The organism is Rummeliibacillus pycnus (genome assembly GCF_050459865.1).
In the GTDB taxonomy this organism is placed as follows: domain Bacteria; phylum Bacillota; class Bacilli; order Bacillales_A; family Planococcaceae; genus Rummeliibacillus; species Rummeliibacillus pycnus_B.
In genome coordinates, this window is the sequence record NZ_JBCMNM010000017.1 from 100,828 (window position 1) to 118,963 (window position 18,136).

The window sequence follows — 18,136 nt, forward strand, 5'->3', positions numbered from 1 at the left end:
TCAAATACTATACGAAATGTTCCTTTAAAAGTAGGGTAATCAAGAAGCTTTAAAATGGAGCAAGTGATTTATGGTTGATGTATATAAAGAGATTGAATATAGAAGCACTATATGGGAAAAGATTTCTGAAAGTGGAGTATTTAATGAGTACGATATTTTCTTAATAATATTCATCTTATTATATTGACCTATTAAAAGGAGTAAAATTATGACATTTATTGCACAAAAAAAAGATGTGCCTATTTATTTTGAGGTAGTATGCGTAATTCTCGGAACATTAATTTCAGCATTCGCTTTGAATATGATTATTATTCCAGCAGGACTTCTATCAGGTGGAGTAACAGGGATTTCTCAAATTATTAAACATTTCATTCCCATCAATGTAGGGTATTTTTATTTTATATTAAATATACCACTCATGATTTTGGGATATAAATTTCTAGGGAAAAAATTCAGTATTTATACTATACTTTCCATTACATTAGTTTCTGTTTTCCTTGTTTTTATCCCTATTCGGCCCATCTTGACAAATAATATCTTACTTTCAGCTATTTTCGGAGGTGTGATTAACATGATTGGGAGTGCAATTGTCCTTCGTTTCGGTGGTTCGCAGGGTGGTTTAGATATACCTTCAAGAATCATTGCTAAATATAAAAATATTTCGGTTGGAAAAATAAATTTAATTATTAATATCGTGATTGTGACGATTTCAGGTTTTATATTCGGGAGCGAAATCGCCTTATATACCATTATTTCGATGACATTTTCTATGAAAACATCTGATCTTATTTTAAATCATGTTAATCGTATTACTTTATTGATTATTACAGATAAAGGAGACGAAGTAGCAGAATTAATAACCCATGATATACATCGTGGTATTACCTCTTGGCAAGCTAGTGGTGGTTATACCCATAAAGAAAAAACCGTTTTATTTTGTGTTATTGTTAAAGGAGAGTTGGCTCAATTAAAAAATATTGTAAAGAAAGCTGATCCACATGCTTTTGTCAGTGTGATTACAACGCAAAACGTCATTGGTCGTTTCCATCAGATTTGGTGAAGGTCGACCTTTTATTTTTAAACTATTTGTGTATAATGTTGAAGTGTACTAAAAAATAATAATTATTGTTTATGAACTGGAAAACTGTAGATAGGGTTCCGCTATTTTTAAAGGTCTGTGACCGAGGTCTACATCTTTTACGAAAGTAAGAGGCACCTATTGACATAAAAGGTCCGAGGGGAAAGGTTCAGCGTGTTTGTTATGCGCTGAAATCTTTCCCCTCGGCCTTTTTTATTTTAAAGGAGGATTATTAAGATGAAGAAAATTGATGAATTAGGCGCTGGTGTTGCAGTTATTATTTTCAATGAGGAGGATCAAGTTTTATTACAGAAAAGAGCAGATGTAGGACAATGGGGTATCCCTTCTGGTCATATAGAAATTGGGGAAAGTGTTTCTGAAGCAGCAATTAGGGAAGTAAAAGAGGAAACCGATTTAAATATTAAGATTAAAAAACTAATTGGTGTATACTCTGATCCAAATTCTCAGGTGATTGAATATCCAAATGGTCAAGTAGTACATTTTATAACAACTTGTTTTCTTGCAGAAATTACGGGTGGTGATCTGAAATGTAATTCAGATGAATCACTCGATATAAAATTCTTTGATCAGCAAAATCTTCCTCAAGATTTATTGAAAATGCATCCTCGATGGTTAGAGGATGCTCTAGCTGATCAAGAGTTGGCATTTATTCGTTAAAGTTAGAATTTGGTTAAAAATGTATAAATGTATTTACAAAAGTTAATGTATAATATGGTAAATTATTGTATCCTTTTATTAAGGAGGGGTAAAATGAGCAATACAAATATTAAATCGATAGCATCACTCATAATGGGCGTATTATCCATATTCATACCTTTAGCAGGCCTAATTCTAGGTATTATAGGAATTATCTTATCAAATATAAGTTTAAAAGAGATAAAAGTTTCAAGTGAAAATGGAAAAGGTTTGGCTATATCAGGTATGGTTTGCAGTATCGTAGGAGTGTGCATTCAGATTATTTTTATTGGATTTATTATTATAGGATTTGTATCATTTTCACAATATTATACTGAAATTAATTAAAATACTATTATAGATATTTCAACAAATTATTAGTGCGTCTTTACAAAAATGTAGAGACGCTTTTACATTAATAAAAAAATATGTAAGCGAAGAAAATACAAAAATATGAAAAGAGGAAATTTAAATGGATAAGATTAGTATTGAAGAATATCGAGCAGAGTACCAACAAGAAATAGTAGAATTAATTCTACAAATTCAACAACAAGAATATGGGATTCAAATTACAAAAGAGGATCAACCCGACCTATTTGAAATCGAAAGTTTTTACCAAAAAGGAAATGGTAATTTCTTTGTTGCGATAAGAAATAATGAAGTTATTGGTACAATCAGTCTTCTCGACATAGAAAACGATCAAGTTGCACTTCGAAAAATGTTTGTAAAAAAAGAGTACCGAGGTTCATTATATAAAACAGCATCTTCTTTATTAACAAGAGCAATGGATTATGCGAGTGAGAAGGGCGTAAAGCAAATTTATTTAGGTACCACACCAGAATTTCTATCAGCACATCGTTTTTATGAGAAAAACGGCTTTATACAAATTGATCAGGAAGAACTGCCATCTAAATTTCCTCTAGTAAAAGTAGACAGACTTTTTTATATGTATAAATTTAAATAGGTTGTTGAACTTTCCATTTTTAAAATAATGTATAAACATGATTTAGTTAGCATCAACGAGGAAATACCAGATAAAAATGTAAAACTAAATACATTTGATTTTAACGAAATTACATTTTATATGTGATTGATCATACAATGTTCTTCAAAAAAGAAAGAAGGTGTATTCATGGAATTATCAATTATCAATACTTTTACGGAGGAGCCCTTTAAAGGTAATCCGGCTGCTGTTTGTTATTTGAGAGAAGAAAAAGAGAGTAGTTGGTTGCAGCAAGTTGCAAAAGAGATAAATTTACCTACCACAGCGTTTATCCATTCCTTCAATAATGAGAATTATCTCCGCTGGTTTACGCCAACCACAGAAATACCGATTTGTGGGCATGGTACACTTGCAAGTGCATATTTTTTATGGGAAAAAGGATTAATAGATAAAGAGAGATATATTACTTTTAAAACAAAAAGCGGAGTTCTTGAAGCACAGTTAATCGATGATTGGGTTCAATTGCAGTTTCCTATAATGATTGATAAAAAGACAATAGCTCCTGAAGTATTAGTTAGGGCATTAGGAGTAACACCTAAATATGTAGGCTTAAGCAAGCTCGACTATATCGTTGAAGTGGAATCTGAGGATATAGTAAGAAATTTAAATCCCAATATTGATTTAATCGCTCAATTACCAGTTCGGGGTCTGATTGTTACTAGTCAATCTAATACAAATGAATTCGACTTTGTTTCTCGCTTCTTTTCCCCAGTTCAAGGAATTATGGAAGACTATGTAAATGGCTCGTCACATTGCTGTTTAGGACCATATTGGAAAAATAAGTTACAAAAAACGGAGTTTACTGCTTATCAGGCTTCAGAAAGAGGCGGAATTTTAAAACTTAAAGTTTTAGATGATTGCGTTTTATTATCAGGAAAAGCAGTTACCGTTTTTGAAGGGATTATTACAGTTTAATATTTCTGGTGCTTTTCTAAAATTGTAGAAGGCACCTTTTTATTTATTCTTATGAGCTGATATAGTTAGTTTGAATGTTTAATAAATGATAAAATGGGAACGTCTACAGAAATATAGTCAAAGTTAGAATAGAAAATTACCATCGACTTAAGAAAGGAGCGGGAGTACATGGACATAAAAGTAACTCACAAGATGATCAAAGAAATGTGCGGTACCGTTGCCTTCAAAAGAGGAGACTCTTTTTATCGATCAAATAAAGTTACGTTTAATGAATATAGAAATGATTACTGTGATGCAATAGTAAATGGAACGGAAGATTTTCAAGTCACGATTGAAAAAGATTCAGCGGGCAAAATGAAAACAGCATGCAGCTGTCCTAAGTTAGAAAATTTTCAAAAAAGTTGTCAACACATAGCTGCTGTTTTATTTGCCATTTGTGAATATCAACGACTTGGAACAAGTCCGATCGATGCAAATAAAAAACAATTTAAAAATAGTGAAATTACAGAAGACTTCATGAAAATCTTTAATCATCCAACAAAAAGATCTAGCGGACATCAACGTCATTTTGAAAATAGAGAAGTATTGGATCTCCTGTTTATACTTAAACCATTATCTATTAGTAAGGATCAGCATTTGTTTGGAATAGAACTGAATATTGGGCATTTGAAGGTACAAAATATTCGAGCATTCTTGCAAGATGTAAAACAAGGAAAACCTAGTAGGTTATCTCCTATAACTTGTTATGATCCAAACATTCATTGCTTTATAAACAAATCAGATGAAGTTATTCAACAACTTATCGAGATTTTAGAGGATGAAAAAACCTTTTTAAATTCATTTCCAAACGATTTTGATTGGAGAGGTAGTAATGAAACACTACTGATTCCACCATCCATTTGGGACAGATTCATCAGATCAATCGAATATACCCCGATCAAACTTGAATATAATGGGCAATCTTTTGAGAGTTTACAAGTACTGAATGGACCACCACCACTTCAATTTACAATAGAAGAAATGAAAAGTAATGGTTACCAACTTACGATAAAAGGTTTTGAGCAACTGACCATAATGGATGCTTATAAATGTATATTATATGAAGGAAATGTATTCTGTTTAGAAGATAATGATACGGAACGTTTAATTGAACTTAAGAGAATGTTACCATCTATTGATTCAAACCACATTTCGATTTCACATGAACAGATTGATTTTTTTCTAAACAAGATAGTACCTGGCTTAAAAAAAATTGGCGAAGTACAAGTATCTAAAAAAGTTACTCAGAAGACCTTGAAAGAGCCATTAATTGCTAAGCTTTACTTGGATCGAGTGCACAATCGCTTACTAGCTGGATTAGAGTTCCATTATGAAAATGCCATGATTCAACCACTAGAAAGCCATAATTTTTCAACAGGGCCAATGATAGTTAGGGATTTAGATAAGGAAGAAAAAATACTTGAACTCATGGAGAACAGCAGCTTTTCTAAAACAGAGGGCGGCTATTATATGCAAAATGAGGAACTAGAGTATGAATTTTTATATCATGTTCTTCCAAAACTTCAACAATTGGTACAAATATATGCGACAACTGCTGTACGAAATCGAATCGTAACAAAGAATGCCTTCCCTAAAATTAGAGTCAAGCATCAAAAAGATCGAATGAATTGGTTGGAATTTAAATTTGAGATGAATGGTATTGCTGATGATCAGATTCGAGAAATTTTAGAAGCTCTTGAAGAAAAACGAAAATATTATCGCCTACGTGATGGATCACTATTATCGCTTGAAACAAAGGAAATGGAAGAAATTTATCGTTTTTAAATGAAGTACCTATTCAGGATGATGGTTTTGAAGAAAGTCTTAATCTGCCTGTTACTCAAGGTCTTAAATTCCTTGATATTCTTGATGGGGAAATCTTCACTATAGAGGAATCCTTCCGCCAGTTTATTGATCAATTAGTTCATCCAAGTTCATTGGATATAGAAGTTCCACAAAGTTTAAGTAATGTAGTAAGAGACTATCAAAAAGATGGATATAAATGGTTGAAGACACTTGCTAGTTATGGTTTTGGTGGAATTTTAGCAGACGATATGGGACTTGGAAAAACTGTTCAAAGTATTACATACATTGTTTCTGAACTTTCAAGCATTCGTGATAAAAGTCTCCCTGTTCTCATAGTTTGTCCTTCATCTCTAACTTACAATTGGTTACATGAAATAATGAAATTTGCCCCTGAAGTTCAAGTCATTGTAATGGATGGGAATAAAGTGGATCGAGAGCATCTTCAAAAGAATATCAAAGGTGTAGATGTCATTATTACATCTTACTCGTTACTACGACATGATATTAAGTGGTATGAAGACAAAACCTTCCATACTGTATTCTTTGATGAAGCACAGGCTTTTAAAAATCCGACAACACAAACAGCGCGTGCAGCCCAAAAAATAAAAGCAGATCATCTTTTCGGTTTAACTGGTACACCAATTGAAAATTCACTTGAAGAACTCTGGTCAATATACCATATTGTCTTTCCACAACTTTTCCAAGGGCTAAGGGAATATAGCTACCTTTCCAATAAAGCAGTTGCTAGAAGAGTACGACCGTTTCTATTAAGAAGATTAAAACAAGACGTGTTAGCAGAGTTGCCCCAAAAAATTGAGTCACTTGAGACATCAGAACTATTACCTGAACAGAAGAAACTTTATGCGGCCTATTTAGCAAAGCTCCGACATAAGACTTTAAAACATCTTGATAAGGAAACCATTCGCAAAAATCGAATTAAAATTTTAGCTGGATTGACGCGTTTAAGACAAATATGTTGCCACCCAGCATTGTTTGTAGAAGGCTACAAGGGAAGCTCGGCAAAATTCGAACAGCTTCTGAAAATTGTAGAGGAAGCTAAACTTTCTGGAAGAAGAGTACTGATCTTTTCTCAATTTACGAAAATGTTGAAGATAATTGGGAAAGAACTCACAATGAGAGGGCAGACATTCTTCTATCTAGATGGACAAACTCCTTCAGAAGAAAGAGTGGAAATATGCAATCGATTTAATGATTATGAGCGAGACATATTTCTTATCTCCTTAAAAGCAGGAGGTACTGGGTTGAATTTAACAGGAGCGGATACAGTTATTTTATATGATCTTTGGTGGAACCCAGCTGTTGAGGAACAAGCTGCTGACCGAGTCCATCGAATTGGGCAGAAAAATGAAGTTCAAGTGATTAAACTCATGGCACGTGGCACGATTGAAGAAAAGATGAATGAGTTGCAAGAAAAAAAGAGAGATCTCGTCTCAAATATTATTGATTCGGATGAAAAAATTTCAGCAACATTAACTGAAGAGGATATTCGAGAAATTTTGATGATTTAATTTTGGTAAAGTTTTCTTCTGTAGTAATGAAAAGCCCAATTTCTCAATTTAATACTGAGAAATCGGGCTTTTAATATTGTAATTTCTTCAAGGTTGAATATCTGTAACTTCTGGGATGGTATATTAGCTATTTATGAATAAATGTTAAAATGAAAAGCTCAATAAAAATCCCCATACGAATATTCCAAATAAAAAAAGCAAACTAATAAACATACCAGAATATCTTAGAATGGTTTTCTTCTTCTGATTTTTTAATCCCATAATGCCAAGGATTAAGCTGATAAACCAACTAATGAATCCCAATATTGCAACAATAATCGTAGCAATGGCTCTTTCTTTACTCAAATCCCCATTTACATTTCCAAGATATTGACTAACAAATAAAAAAAGAATACCTAAAAAGCTAAACAATAATGAATATAAACTTAGATTTTTCAAAGGAAATATCCTTTCTAAATTTATTTTTGCACAAAGAAAAACTCATATTATAGACAAATTCATTACAAACACCACTTTATTATTACATTTTACATTTATTGCAAATAATTGTAAAATGTAATATAGGAAATTTTAAAATAAGGAAAGTATAGGATTTACATAATTTTTGCAATGTTTTTTTGTATTAGAGGTGTTACTCAAGAAAATATTTAAAGCAAAGAAAAAGAATACATATAAAGATTAGTAATAAGGGGTGGCTTTTTGAATTTTGTTGCATGGATGATTGTCGCATGTGAAGTTATGTTTTGGATTGTTATTGTTTTAGGTTTGGTGACACGATATGTTTTTAAGCTGAATAACTTAGGATTATTTTTATTAGCTTTAACACCAGTAATTGATTTAATTTTATTGATTACTACGAGTATTGATTTATATCGTGGAGCAACTGCTACACAAGCACATGCGATTGCAGCCATATACTTAGGTGTTTCTATCGTATTTGGAAAAAGTATGATTAACTGGGCTGATAAGAGATTTCTTTATTTCGTAAAAAAGGAAGGACCAAAACCAATTAAATTATACGGAATGCAATATGCATTGAATTATTTAAAAGGATGGGGAAAACACGTACTCTCATATCTGATTGGTTCTGGACTTTTAATGGGAATGATATTTTTAGTAAATAATCCTTCACAAACTCAAGCGTTATTTGATGTGTTAAAGGTTTGGACTCTAGTGTTAGGTATTGACTTTATTTTTACTATCTCTTATTTTATTTGGCCTAAAAAGAAGAGAGCATAATTTAAAAGTATAGGGGATATTTTGTGGAAATTTTATTAAGAAAAGGTGCAATGTATGGCTTCATTATTGGGTTAGGAATAGCTATATTATTTGTTAAAAACGAAGTTAATAGAATTATAGGAAATGGAGTTATTGAAACAACTTATTTGACTCCTTTTGAGTATATTATTCGTGTGCTAAGATATGGAGTTATAGGATCTTTTATTGGGGTATTAGTTGGATGCTATCTATTTTTAAAGCAAAAAAATAAATTGTTGTCTCAATCTAAATAAAAAAAGTTCTTAGGTGTCAATATTTATACGAAAACAGATCAATCAAAAAATTGACAAAATAATTTATTTATGCTATAATTTACAATTATATTTCTTCGATATATAATAGGATTCTCCTGGCCAGGGGAATCCTATTTTTTTGTTCTAAAATGAAGGAGTGTGTTTGTATGAAGAAAGATGAGTCAAGTATAACCTCGCTAATATCAGCTTTTGGCAGATCCTATCATAGTCAATTTGATACCCCTAAAATCTTTAATGATTATATAGCTAAAGACTTAATTTCTGAGAAAGAATTCAATGATATCAAAGAGAATATGGTTCAAGGCATACATTTCTTCAACAAAGATATCGCACAAAGATTCGAGGGAAATACAGAAGAAATATTAAGATGGATTACTCAAGTCCAACTTTCTCCAATAGCCTTATCACGTGCTGCGTATTGCGAAAATGTATTACTTAATGAGGTAGCGTTAGGATTAAGACAATATGTCATACTTGGCGCTGGATTAGATACTTTTAGTTTCCGACATCCAGAATTGGAAAACAGCTTAGAAATATTCGAAATTGATCATCCAACTACACAGAAATTTAAAAAGCAAAGATTGGACGAGGCAAATTTAAATATCCCAAATAACCTTCATTTTGTTTCTATGGACTTCACCAAAAAGTTGTCTTATGAAAACCTAATAGATAAAGGATTTGATAACAAAAAGACATTCTTTAGTCTTTTAGGTGTTTCATACTATTTAACTAAAGAGGAAGTTTCAAGATTAATAGATTACTTATTCACCAAGGTTCCACCAGGAAGTTCGATCGTTTTTGATTATGCGGACGAAAAACTATTTGAAGAAAAAGGAATGTCTAATAGAGTTGAAAATATGGTGAAAATGGCTTCAATAGGCGGGGAACCAATGAAATCATGTTTTTCTTACTTTGAAATAGAAAAAATGTTAGAGAAATCAGGTTTACTCATTTATGAACATTTATCACCTGATAAAATTAATGAACTGTATTTTAACAATCGAGAAGATTACCTATCAGCCTTTGAGACTATTCATTACATTCATGCTGTAAAGAAATAAAATACACTGATTATACACATTACATTAAAGAGATAGAAAAGAAAGAACATAAAAAGTCGATTCCTTAGCGTATAGGAAATCGGCTTTTTGTAATCAGAGTAGCTAATGAAACTAGGTCTTGCTCCATATGCGTTTGCGGATATTTATGTTGGAACAACTGAAAAAATGGTTAATGATGCAGTAGGGGGATATAACTAATTATTTAGATTGCATAATATTAAACATTATTATAATAGAACGATTTATTTGGAATATTATCATCTATTCTAATATCAAAATTAATGGGTTTTTAAAAAAATAACAAGAAATCTAATTTATGGTATATTTAAAATGTTTATAGTTTCTATTATAAAAAATAAAATAGTAAAGGACAAAATATAAAAATGAATAAATTTATGTTTTATTTTTGGATATTCGGAATCGCATTTATTGCATTTTTCACTGGGGAAATTGCAACAGTTATGATGTTGTACCTGATTTTAATTACGCTAAATGCAATGCATTCCACAATCAAAGATTTTTATAATGATTGGAAAAGTAAATATGAAGAGTAACTACTAATTTACTTACAAAATAATTGAGGTGTTTTTAGTCCGGAAATTATCAGTTAAAAGATTAACAAGTGGGTTTTTTAACGATTTACAAAAGGATTACTTTTGTTTAGAGATATAATAATTTCAAATTTACATAACAGATTGTTGATTTTTTAATAACAGAATATATTTAATTGTTTCAACATTTCAAACGTTTTTAGCGATTTATCAATTTTGGGTAGGTATTACAACAAAGACTTGATTCTACAAGCGTAGAGTCAAGTCTTTTCATTTATAAATAAGTACAATATCTTTTTAAATTTTATTTTACTGAATTAGCTATGGCAATTAAATTCTCTAAAGTAATCTTTTCTTCGCTTTTCTCATCGATACTTAAGATATATTGCAAATCATTTTTCTCGAAAACTAAGGTATTGAAACCGATAATTGAGGTACTAAAAATAGCTTCACTTCCATCTTTGAGTTTCACTTTTTGCTCAATATTTTTTTCTTCAAAGGTCATTTTAAAAGCGATCGGGGTTATGTTTATTTTGAAATGGTTGTTCGGTAAATTTTCATTTAGAAATTCGAATTCTACGTTATCATTTACTTCACCTTTTAAATCGTTAAGTCTTCCAAACGCATGAGTGAAGGTTAACTCCGGTAATTGTGAAGGCAGAGAAATATTCTTTTTAAAGTGTTTGCTACTATCTGATAAAGCATTCGAAATATCCTTATAACCGATATCGTAATAGTACTTCTCAAAATCATTATTTGCAGCATTTGCAATATATATGTTTTGTAGAAGTAACAAATAAAAAGAAAATACAGCAATGGTTAATTTTTTCATCGTGATTCACCCTTTTATAATAACTTAATACAAATAGGTTGAGTTAAATTGAAGTTTTTATGCATAAAATTGTATTTTATAAGCCTCGATAGTCTATATATAAAAAGAAAATTGGCATCTAAGAAAAAAACAAATTATACTAGAGAACAATAAACTGTAGAAGAGTACTTTTTGTTCATCCCATATTTGTTGTATTTTGATTAACCTTGAATATACCACTTGGGTTTTATGTCGCTGAAATAGCGATGATCCTCTAAAAAGGTGTTTATTTTAGTTAACATACCATCCAATTCATCAGGTACTGTTTTTATTGTCCAAACAATAGAAGAAAATACACACATTGCTAAGTAAAGCGAATAGAGCCTCCAAAAATCATCATTTGGTTTTACATTTCCAAAGTATCCTTGAATTTGACCATTTGAAAAAGGAACACTTACTTGTCGACTGAAAATACCTAACTTTAGAAATTCATGAATTGGATCACCCCAATCAGAGCGATTGAAATCAATTACTCCAGCTAGTTTGTGATGATGAATAATTAAATTGCTTGGATGAAAATCATCATGCTGAAAAACATTTGGCCGATTTTTCATAAGATGAATATTCTTTTCAATAAACTGGATTACCTTTTCATCATTCTCTATTTTAATGCCATTCCTAAAATAGGCATCCATATAATTTTGATGTTTTCTAAGTTTTCTCTCATACCATGAAGACGTGTTATTGGGGGCATTAAGTTGGTGCATTTTCTTTAACTGTTTTCCAGCTTCAACACCTATAGCATATTGTTCTTCTACGCTGCATTGTGGTAGATAATCTTCTGCATCCACACCATCAAGATATGAAGTGACCATAACCCCTTTTTCTTTAAACTCTCCAATATGAATGGGTTTCGAACATTTCACCTCTAAATTATTCATTTTTTGTAATATCTTAAATTCTGTAATCTTGGCGCCCATCGATTCTAAATCGAAAACTTTGAGCAGTAAATTATCCTGAGTTTCATCGATTCGTACTAAAAATTTTTCATCTGAAGAATAACCCTTATGTATTTTGATGATTTCTTTACAATGTTCTAAATAAGGAATCTGTTTAATATCACAATCAAGCATTTTTTCACCCCATGATTGATATCAATAAATTTTGGATCAGTTACAAAACTGAATTTGTTTTTTGAAAATATAGTAATATTTGTATAATAACCCAAATTTATTTATAATTCTATTATTGGACGAATATTATGAGGGGGCAAATATTTGAGGAATACTTATTTTTTCTATTTTTTATTGTTCATCATAATGGGTTGTTTTGGATGCACCCAGAGTAATTCTCAACATATTTCTCAAGATAAGTCCTATAGATCAGAAGAAGCTATTAAGAAAGGGGATGTAGTTCAAACTGGTATTACTGTTTACAATTTTGAGCGATTCGAACAATTTTTAAATAATTATCATGGTAAAAAACCAGACAAAATAAGAGTAACTAGTTATACCGTTGAAGGGGATCCGATCTTTATCGATTTAGATTATGATGGGGAAAATATAAAATATTTCCACGATAGCTCTAATGATGAATACGGTTCAAAAGAAATAGTTAAAGATGTATGCGCAATGATTATAGAGGAAAAGAAAGAACAGCGTAAAATAGACTATTCTGTATCTAGTTGTTCAAAAAACAATGCTTATTTAGTAATTAGTATAGATCAGAATGATTTTCAATATAAACAAAGCAAGTAAGAGGTAGATTTTAGTGAAGATGAGATATAACAAAATTTAAAATATTATAGGAGAATGAAAATATGAGTCTTTCAATGTGCATGATTTCTATAAGGGTAAATGATATCGAAAAAGCTAAACGATTTTATTGTGAAGATTTAGGTTTTCAATTTGAAAAAGCTTATGGGGATCAATTGGTTGAGCTTAATATTGACGGTCTACCAATCATAGTAGAAGAAGTATCAAAACTGAATAACTTAGATTATTACGATCATTCACAAATTATTTTGGGATTAAAAGCTAAGGATTTACTAACTAAAATGAATAAGCTTAAGGATAAAGGGATTGAATTATTATTCGAAGAGCCTCAAAAATGTCCACCAGGGATATTTAATGTTATTAAAGATCCTTTTGGAAACTATATTGAAATTTTAGAGTTTCAGTAAATACCGGGCTAGGGCTAGTGTTTCAATTTGAATCATATAATAATTAATAAAAAAATTATCTAATAACCGTGGAAACCCTATTAAGTTAGTGGTTTCTTTTTTGTTAATTGAATACATATTTCGAATATGGAAATTGGAGGTCCTTAAAGAGATTTTCTTTTTTTATCAGGGAATAATGGTTAAAGTTATTTTGAATTTTAGTCATATTTGGTGTTAATCAATTGAAGGGGAATATTATTCAGATCAATTTAAGAATAAAATTAAGGAAGGGAAATGAAAATTACATTGATTAAATTGAGGAAAAGTGTTAAATTAGTATAGAAACACTTTTATTTCTATAGAGGATATATCTTATGCAATTTAATTATACAATAAATATTCTCTTTTGTCAAATCAAACTTTTCATTTTTTAAGGAGTGGTTGGTATGAACACAGAACTTCGTCAGGAGCAGGAACGATTGGATAGTGTAATGGAGACGATCAAGGAGCAAATCATCAAGATAAAAGATGATACAGGCAGTCGTCGAAAAGAAGTGGTAAATATCCGAAAACACTTTTGGGATGAAGTAAAGGTTAACACAGATACTTTTGATGATTATCTCGAGACAATTATTGGCTTAAGACAACAGGCTCAAAACTTGTCCGTAAGTCAAAGTATCCACAGACACTCCTTCGATAAATTAAATGTATTGCATCGTATGAAAGAAATACCGTATTTTGGTAGAATTGATTTTCTCGAAAAAGGAACTTCTGAAGTAGAAAGTATCTATATCGGAGTCTCTACGCTTATGGATACAACTGGAGAGAATTTTCTAATCTACGACTGGCGGGCGCCTATATCAAGTGTTTACTACGATTATTCACCTGGTCCAGCATCTTATGATACACCAGGAGGAATCGTCCAGGGCTTGTTGGAACAAAAGTGGCAATATATCATCCGTGGTGGAGTCATCGAATCAATGTTTGATACGAATCTTACTATTGGAGATGAGATTTTACAGCAGGTACTTGGCAAAGGTACAAACAAACATATGCAAAGTATTGTAGCCACCATTCAACGGGAGCAAAATTTGATTATTCGACACGATCGTGGTCGACTACTTATTGTTCAAGGTGCTGCTGGTAGTGGCAAGACATCCTCTGCCTTACAGCGAATTGCTTACTTACTATATAAGTATCGAAATAAATTGAAAGCCGATCAAATCATTCTATTTTCTCCGAATTCTATGTTTAATAGTTACGTATCCCATGTATTGCCTGAACTTGGTGAAGAAAATATGCAACAGGTAACATTCCAAGAATACGTAAATCAACGGTTGAGCAGTTCATTCCAAGTTGAAGATCCTTATAATCAATTGGAATATGTGTTAACTGGAATGGATGACCCCTTCTACCAGACAAGAATCTCAAGTATTGAATTCAAGGCATCGAACAGTTTTTTTGAAACAATTAACAAATATAGACAGTCTCTTGAAATATCCGGCATGTTATTTAAAGGAATAAATTTCAGAGGTAAAACAATTGTTTCAGCCAAACAAATCATGGATACGTTTTATAGCAGCAACACCTCGCTCCGATTTCAAAACAGGCTTGAGAAATTGAAAGAATGGTTAAAAATACGAATAGATGAAATTGAAAAACACGAGTTAATAAAGCCATGGGTTCAAGAAGAGATGGAATTGCTTAGCAAAGACGAGTATCAAAAGGCATTTACTTATTTACAGAAAAAAAGGGGTATTACTGAGGACTCGTTAGATTATTATGAAAACGAGAGCAAATTATTAAGACAAATGATTGTTCGTAAGAAGTTAAAGCCTCTCCGCAAATGGATACAAACTTTTCGTTTTATCGATTTTATAGGAATATATAAACAGCTTTTCACTGATCCTGCAAGCATCGAATTGTGGAATACCGAGAAAATTCCTGAAGAGTGGGAAGATATTTGCACTTTGACAATAAAGACACTTAATGAAGGGAAACTGTATTACGAAGATGCTACTCCATTTTTGCTTCTGAAAGAGTTGATTCAAGGGTTTGAAACAAATCGCTCAATTAAGCATGTACTTGTAGATGAAGCTCAAGATTACTCATTGTTTCAATTTGAGTTTTTGAAGCAATTGTTTCCTTCTGCAAAAATGACTGTACTTGGAGATTTTAATCAGGCAATATTTGCCCATGCTAGTGAAATGGTTGATTTTCATACACTTTCTAGCTTGTATGGAAAGGATGAAACGGATACGTTTAACTTGAGCGTAAGCTACAGATCCACAAAACCAATCACTGAATTTACACGTGGACTCATACCTGGTGGTGAGCGGATTTCGGCCTTTGAAAGAGATGGTGAGATTCCAGTCTTTACACAAATATCTAATCGTACTGAATTACACAACTCCATAGTTGCCAAAGTCGAAGAGTTACGGAAGCAGGATTATAATACGATCGCGATCATATGTAAATCTGCTGCCGAAAGCACTGTTGCATATGGATCCCTCAGTGACATCGATAATATTAAACTCGTGAAGACAGGTTCAATTGAATATGAACAAGGTGTTGTTGTCATGCCAGCGTATTTGGCAAAAGGTATCGAATTCGACGCAGTCATCATATATGATGCATCGGCTCAAGTTTATGGAGATGAAAGTCTTCGTAGGTTGTTCTATACTGCCTGTACGAGAGCTATGCATTATTTGCAGCTGTACAGTATAGGTGAACCAAGCCCCTTTTTACAAAACGCTGCACCGGAAAATGTGGTAATTCAAAAATAAAGGTACCATCTACTTGGTTTAAATTATGATCTTTAAAAAAGTACAGTTAGATATTCAATAAAGCAAGTAAAGAGGAGCTAACCCTCCAGGGGCATATATCTTGAAGATATGTGCTTCTTTTTTGTATATAATTCCTAATCAATCTAATTTTCATTATTCATTTTTCTATTTTAATCCATTTAAGTTGGTTATTATAAAATTACTGATTTTTTGGATATATAGTATAATAAAACTATCCGATTCATATTTAGGATAATATTTTTCAAGGGGGCGTTCATTATGAAATTTATTACGTTTTTAATTGCTATTGAATATAAGGAAATAGGGGATATCGTTTAATTTATTCTTAATAAATACGTTTCCCCCTAACGTTGGAAGGGGAATATTAAATGACTAATGTAAAACTTGTAAAGTTAAATCCGGAAAATTGGTATGAGTGTTGTCAATTAGAAGTTTCAGAAGATCAGTCTAATTTTATCGAACCTAATGCTATTTCAATAATCCAATCGAAATTTGAATCTACTTTAAGAGCATATGCGATTTATAGTGAAACGAATATGGTTGGCTTTTTAATGTATAATTCTGTTCTTGAGGAATTAGATGGTTATTGGATTTATCGAATTATGATCGATAAAAAATGGCAGGGAAAAGGAATTGGAAAGGCCGCTACAAAATTAATGATATCTGAGATAACAAATTTACCAAATGCTAAAAAAATCATAGTAGGCTATCATCCAGATAATTTAGGTGCGCATAAATTATATGAGAGTTTAGGGTTTGAAGATAATGGTGACCGTTTCGGAAAAGAAATGGCGGTTATTAAATATTTAAAATAGAAGAATCTTAAATAGTTAAATAATTGATAGAAAAGAACTGACTAAAATCATAGTTCTTTTCTATCTCAAAACCTAGTTCTTGATTACTCATGAGGGAGGATCTATCTATGAAAGCAGTTATTCAAAATGAATTTGGAGATTCTAGTGTATTAAATTACACAAATATCGAAAAACCGATTATTGGAGATCATGAAGTACTCATTCGTACAGCTTATACAAGCGTAAATTATGCAGATATAAAAAATCGCTCAGGCAATAAAGCGAAAGGCGATTTTCCGATGATACTAGGTTTAGATATGGCCGGTACTGTGGAAGGAGTCAGTGGAAATAGTCCTTTTTCAGTTGGGGAGCGCGTTATTGCTTTTCCTAAGAATGGTTCTTATTCAGAATATGCAGTTGCAAAAGAAGCGCTTGTTTATAAAATACCGAATTCCTTATCATTTGAGGATGCTGCCTCATTTCCAACTGTTGCGATTTTATCATATATGTTAATCCGTGAAATTGGACAAGTGAAAGAATCAGATACAATTGTTATACATAGTGCTGCAGGTGGCGTTGGATCAATGCTTGTACAACTAGCAAAATTGGCTAAAGTAAAACAAATAATAGGCGTTGTTGGGAATATGGCCAAAGCTGTTTATGTGAAGGAACTTGGAGCTGACGAAGTTCTTACATATGATATTTTTATAGACAGTGTATTAAAAATGACTAATGGTAAAGGAGCAAATGTTATTTTTGATTCAGTTGCAGGTGATGTAACGAGTCAAAGTTTAGATTGTTTAGCTCTTTATGGGACACTAGTTCAATTTGGTAATAGTAGTGGGAAAGCAGGTCATTTTAAAACGAGTGATGTGCATTCAAGCTGTCGAAATGTAAAAGGTTTCAGCTTAGGTACAACAAGAAAACATGATCCGAATCGTTTAGCGTCAATCGCCGAAAAAGTATGTAAATTATTTGCTGATGGTCAATTGAAACTTCCAATTGCACAAGTATTTAAGTTAAGTGATGCAGCTAAAGCACACGATTTAATGGAGAGTAGAAATTATCAAGGGAAGATTTTGTTGAAGGTAGAGTAAGTAAGTAAGTAAGTAAGTAAGTAAGTAACCGAAATTAAAAGAGAATTGTTAATCAAGTAACTGGGGGGAATTATGAGTACTTTTAGCTCTATAGTTATTTACATAGTTAGCTTATTTATACTTTATATAGTTATAGAAACAGCTGTTAGAAGAGGTATTAACAGCTCAATAATTGGTAAGGTACTGGAGAAAAAGATAGAAATTAAAGAAGAAAAGAAAAAATCATTTTTTGATAGTGATTTAGATGAAGATTGAG

General features: G+C 31.6%; 17 protein-coding genes and 1 pseudogene. 15 read left to right on the forward strand and 3 right to left on the reverse strand.

Features of this window, described 5'->3' with window-relative positions:
- Nucleotides 1–208: 208 nt before the first annotated feature.
- From ABE048_RS04600 to ABE048_RS04625, 6 genes and pseudogenes are all read left to right on the forward strand, one after another.
- Nucleotides 209–1,060: a YitT family protein gene (locus ABE048_RS04600; protein WP_430309467.1), complete on the forward strand. Its 852-nt coding sequence runs from the start codon at nt 209–211 to the stop codon at nt 1,058–1,060.
- Between the two features lie 255 nt (nt 1,061–1,315).
- Nucleotides 1,316–1,756 (forward strand): NUDIX domain-containing protein, encoded by a 441-nt coding sequence (locus ABE048_RS04605; protein WP_430309469.1) that lies wholly within the window; start codon nt 1,316–1,318, stop codon nt 1,754–1,756.
- A 93-nt stretch (nt 1,757–1,849) separates the two neighbouring features.
- On the forward strand, nt 1,850–2,122 hold the full coding sequence (locus ABE048_RS04610; protein WP_430309471.1) for a DUF4190 domain-containing protein: 273 nt from the start codon (nt 1,850–1,852) through the stop codon (nt 2,120–2,122).
- A gap of 124 nt (nt 2,123–2,246) precedes the next feature.
- Nucleotides 2,247–2,738, forward strand: a complete 492-nt coding sequence (locus ABE048_RS04615) for a GNAT family N-acetyltransferase (RefSeq protein ID WP_430309472.1) — start codon at nt 2,247–2,249, stop codon at nt 2,736–2,738.
- A gap of 168 nt (nt 2,739–2,906) precedes the next feature.
- The gene (locus tag ABE048_RS04620) at nt 2,907–3,692 is read left to right on the forward strand and encodes a PhzF family phenazine biosynthesis protein (protein ID WP_430309474.1); all 786 of its coding nucleotides are present in this window, start codon (nt 2,907–2,909) and stop codon (nt 3,690–3,692) included.
- A 168-nt stretch (nt 3,693–3,860) separates the two neighbouring features.
- Nucleotides 3,861–7,066, forward strand: a pseudogene (locus ABE048_RS04625) (SNF2 helicase associated domain-containing protein).
- Nucleotides 7,067–7,210: 144 nt separating this feature from the next.
- Here the strand turns inward: ABE048_RS04625 and ABE048_RS04630 are convergent.
- Nucleotides 7,211–7,504: a hypothetical protein gene (locus ABE048_RS04630; RefSeq protein ID WP_430309476.1), complete on the reverse strand. Its 294-nt coding sequence runs from the start codon at nt 7,502–7,504 to the stop codon at nt 7,211–7,213.
- Between the two features lie 261 nt (nt 7,505–7,765).
- Between ABE048_RS04630 and ABE048_RS04635 the strand changes: the two genes are divergently transcribed.
- The 3 genes from ABE048_RS04635 to ABE048_RS04645 all read left to right on the forward strand — a co-directional run bounded on the left by ABE048_RS04635 (nt 7,766) and on the right by ABE048_RS04645 (nt 9,659).
- Nucleotides 7,766–8,305, forward strand: coding sequence for a hypothetical protein (locus ABE048_RS04635; protein WP_430309478.1), 540 nt, complete (start codon nt 7,766–7,768; stop codon nt 8,303–8,305).
- 23 nt (nt 8,306–8,328) lie between these two features.
- Nucleotides 8,329–8,577, forward strand: coding sequence for a hypothetical protein (locus ABE048_RS04640; RefSeq protein ID WP_430309480.1), 249 nt, complete (start codon nt 8,329–8,331; stop codon nt 8,575–8,577).
- Nucleotides 8,578–8,744: 167 nt separating this feature from the next.
- Nucleotides 8,745–9,659: a class I SAM-dependent methyltransferase gene (locus ABE048_RS04645; RefSeq protein WP_430309481.1), complete on the forward strand. Its 915-nt coding sequence runs from the start codon at nt 8,745–8,747 to the stop codon at nt 9,657–9,659.
- Between the two features lie 855 nt (nt 9,660–10,514).
- Here ABE048_RS04645 and ABE048_RS04650 read toward each other — a convergent pair.
- Complete coding sequence (locus tag ABE048_RS04650; RefSeq protein ID WP_430309482.1) at nt 10,515–11,042, reverse strand: hypothetical protein; 528 nt, start codon at nt 11,040–11,042, stop codon at nt 10,515–10,517.
- A 200-nt stretch (nt 11,043–11,242) separates the two neighbouring features.
- On the reverse strand, nt 11,243–12,154 hold the full coding sequence (locus ABE048_RS04655) for an aminoglycoside phosphotransferase family protein (RefSeq protein ID WP_430309483.1): 912 nt from the start codon (nt 12,152–12,154) through the stop codon (nt 11,243–11,245).
- 144 nt (nt 12,155–12,298) lie between these two features.
- On the opposite strand from ABE048_RS04655, the gene ABE048_RS04660 reads away from it, so the two are divergent.
- From ABE048_RS04660 to ABE048_RS04685, 6 genes are all read left to right on the forward strand, one after another.
- On the forward strand, nt 12,299–12,778 hold the full coding sequence (locus ABE048_RS04660; RefSeq protein WP_430309484.1) for a DUF4362 domain-containing protein: 480 nt from the start codon (nt 12,299–12,301) through the stop codon (nt 12,776–12,778).
- A gap of 62 nt (nt 12,779–12,840) precedes the next feature.
- Nucleotides 12,841–13,203, forward strand: a complete 363-nt coding sequence (locus ABE048_RS04665) for a VOC family protein (protein ID WP_430309486.1) — start codon at nt 12,841–12,843, stop codon at nt 13,201–13,203.
- A gap of 425 nt (nt 13,204–13,628) precedes the next feature.
- Nucleotides 13,629–15,968, forward strand: coding sequence for an RNA polymerase recycling motor HelD (gene helD / locus ABE048_RS04670; RefSeq protein ID WP_430309487.1), 2,340 nt, complete (start codon nt 13,629–13,631; stop codon nt 15,966–15,968).
- Between the two features lie 389 nt (nt 15,969–16,357).
- A complete protein-coding gene (locus ABE048_RS04675; RefSeq protein ID WP_430309488.1) occupies nt 16,358–16,804 on the forward strand; it encodes a GNAT family N-acetyltransferase in 447 nt (148 codons plus the stop codon).
- 107 nt (nt 16,805–16,911) lie between these two features.
- Complete coding sequence (locus ABE048_RS04680; protein WP_430309490.1) at nt 16,912–17,880, forward strand: quinone oxidoreductase family protein; 969 nt, start codon at nt 16,912–16,914, stop codon at nt 17,878–17,880.
- 72 nt (nt 17,881–17,952) lie between these two features.
- On the forward strand, nt 17,953–18,135 hold the full coding sequence (locus tag ABE048_RS04685; RefSeq protein ID WP_430309492.1) for a hypothetical protein: 183 nt from the start codon (nt 17,953–17,955) through the stop codon (nt 18,133–18,135).
- Nucleotide 18,136: the final 1 nt, after the last annotated feature.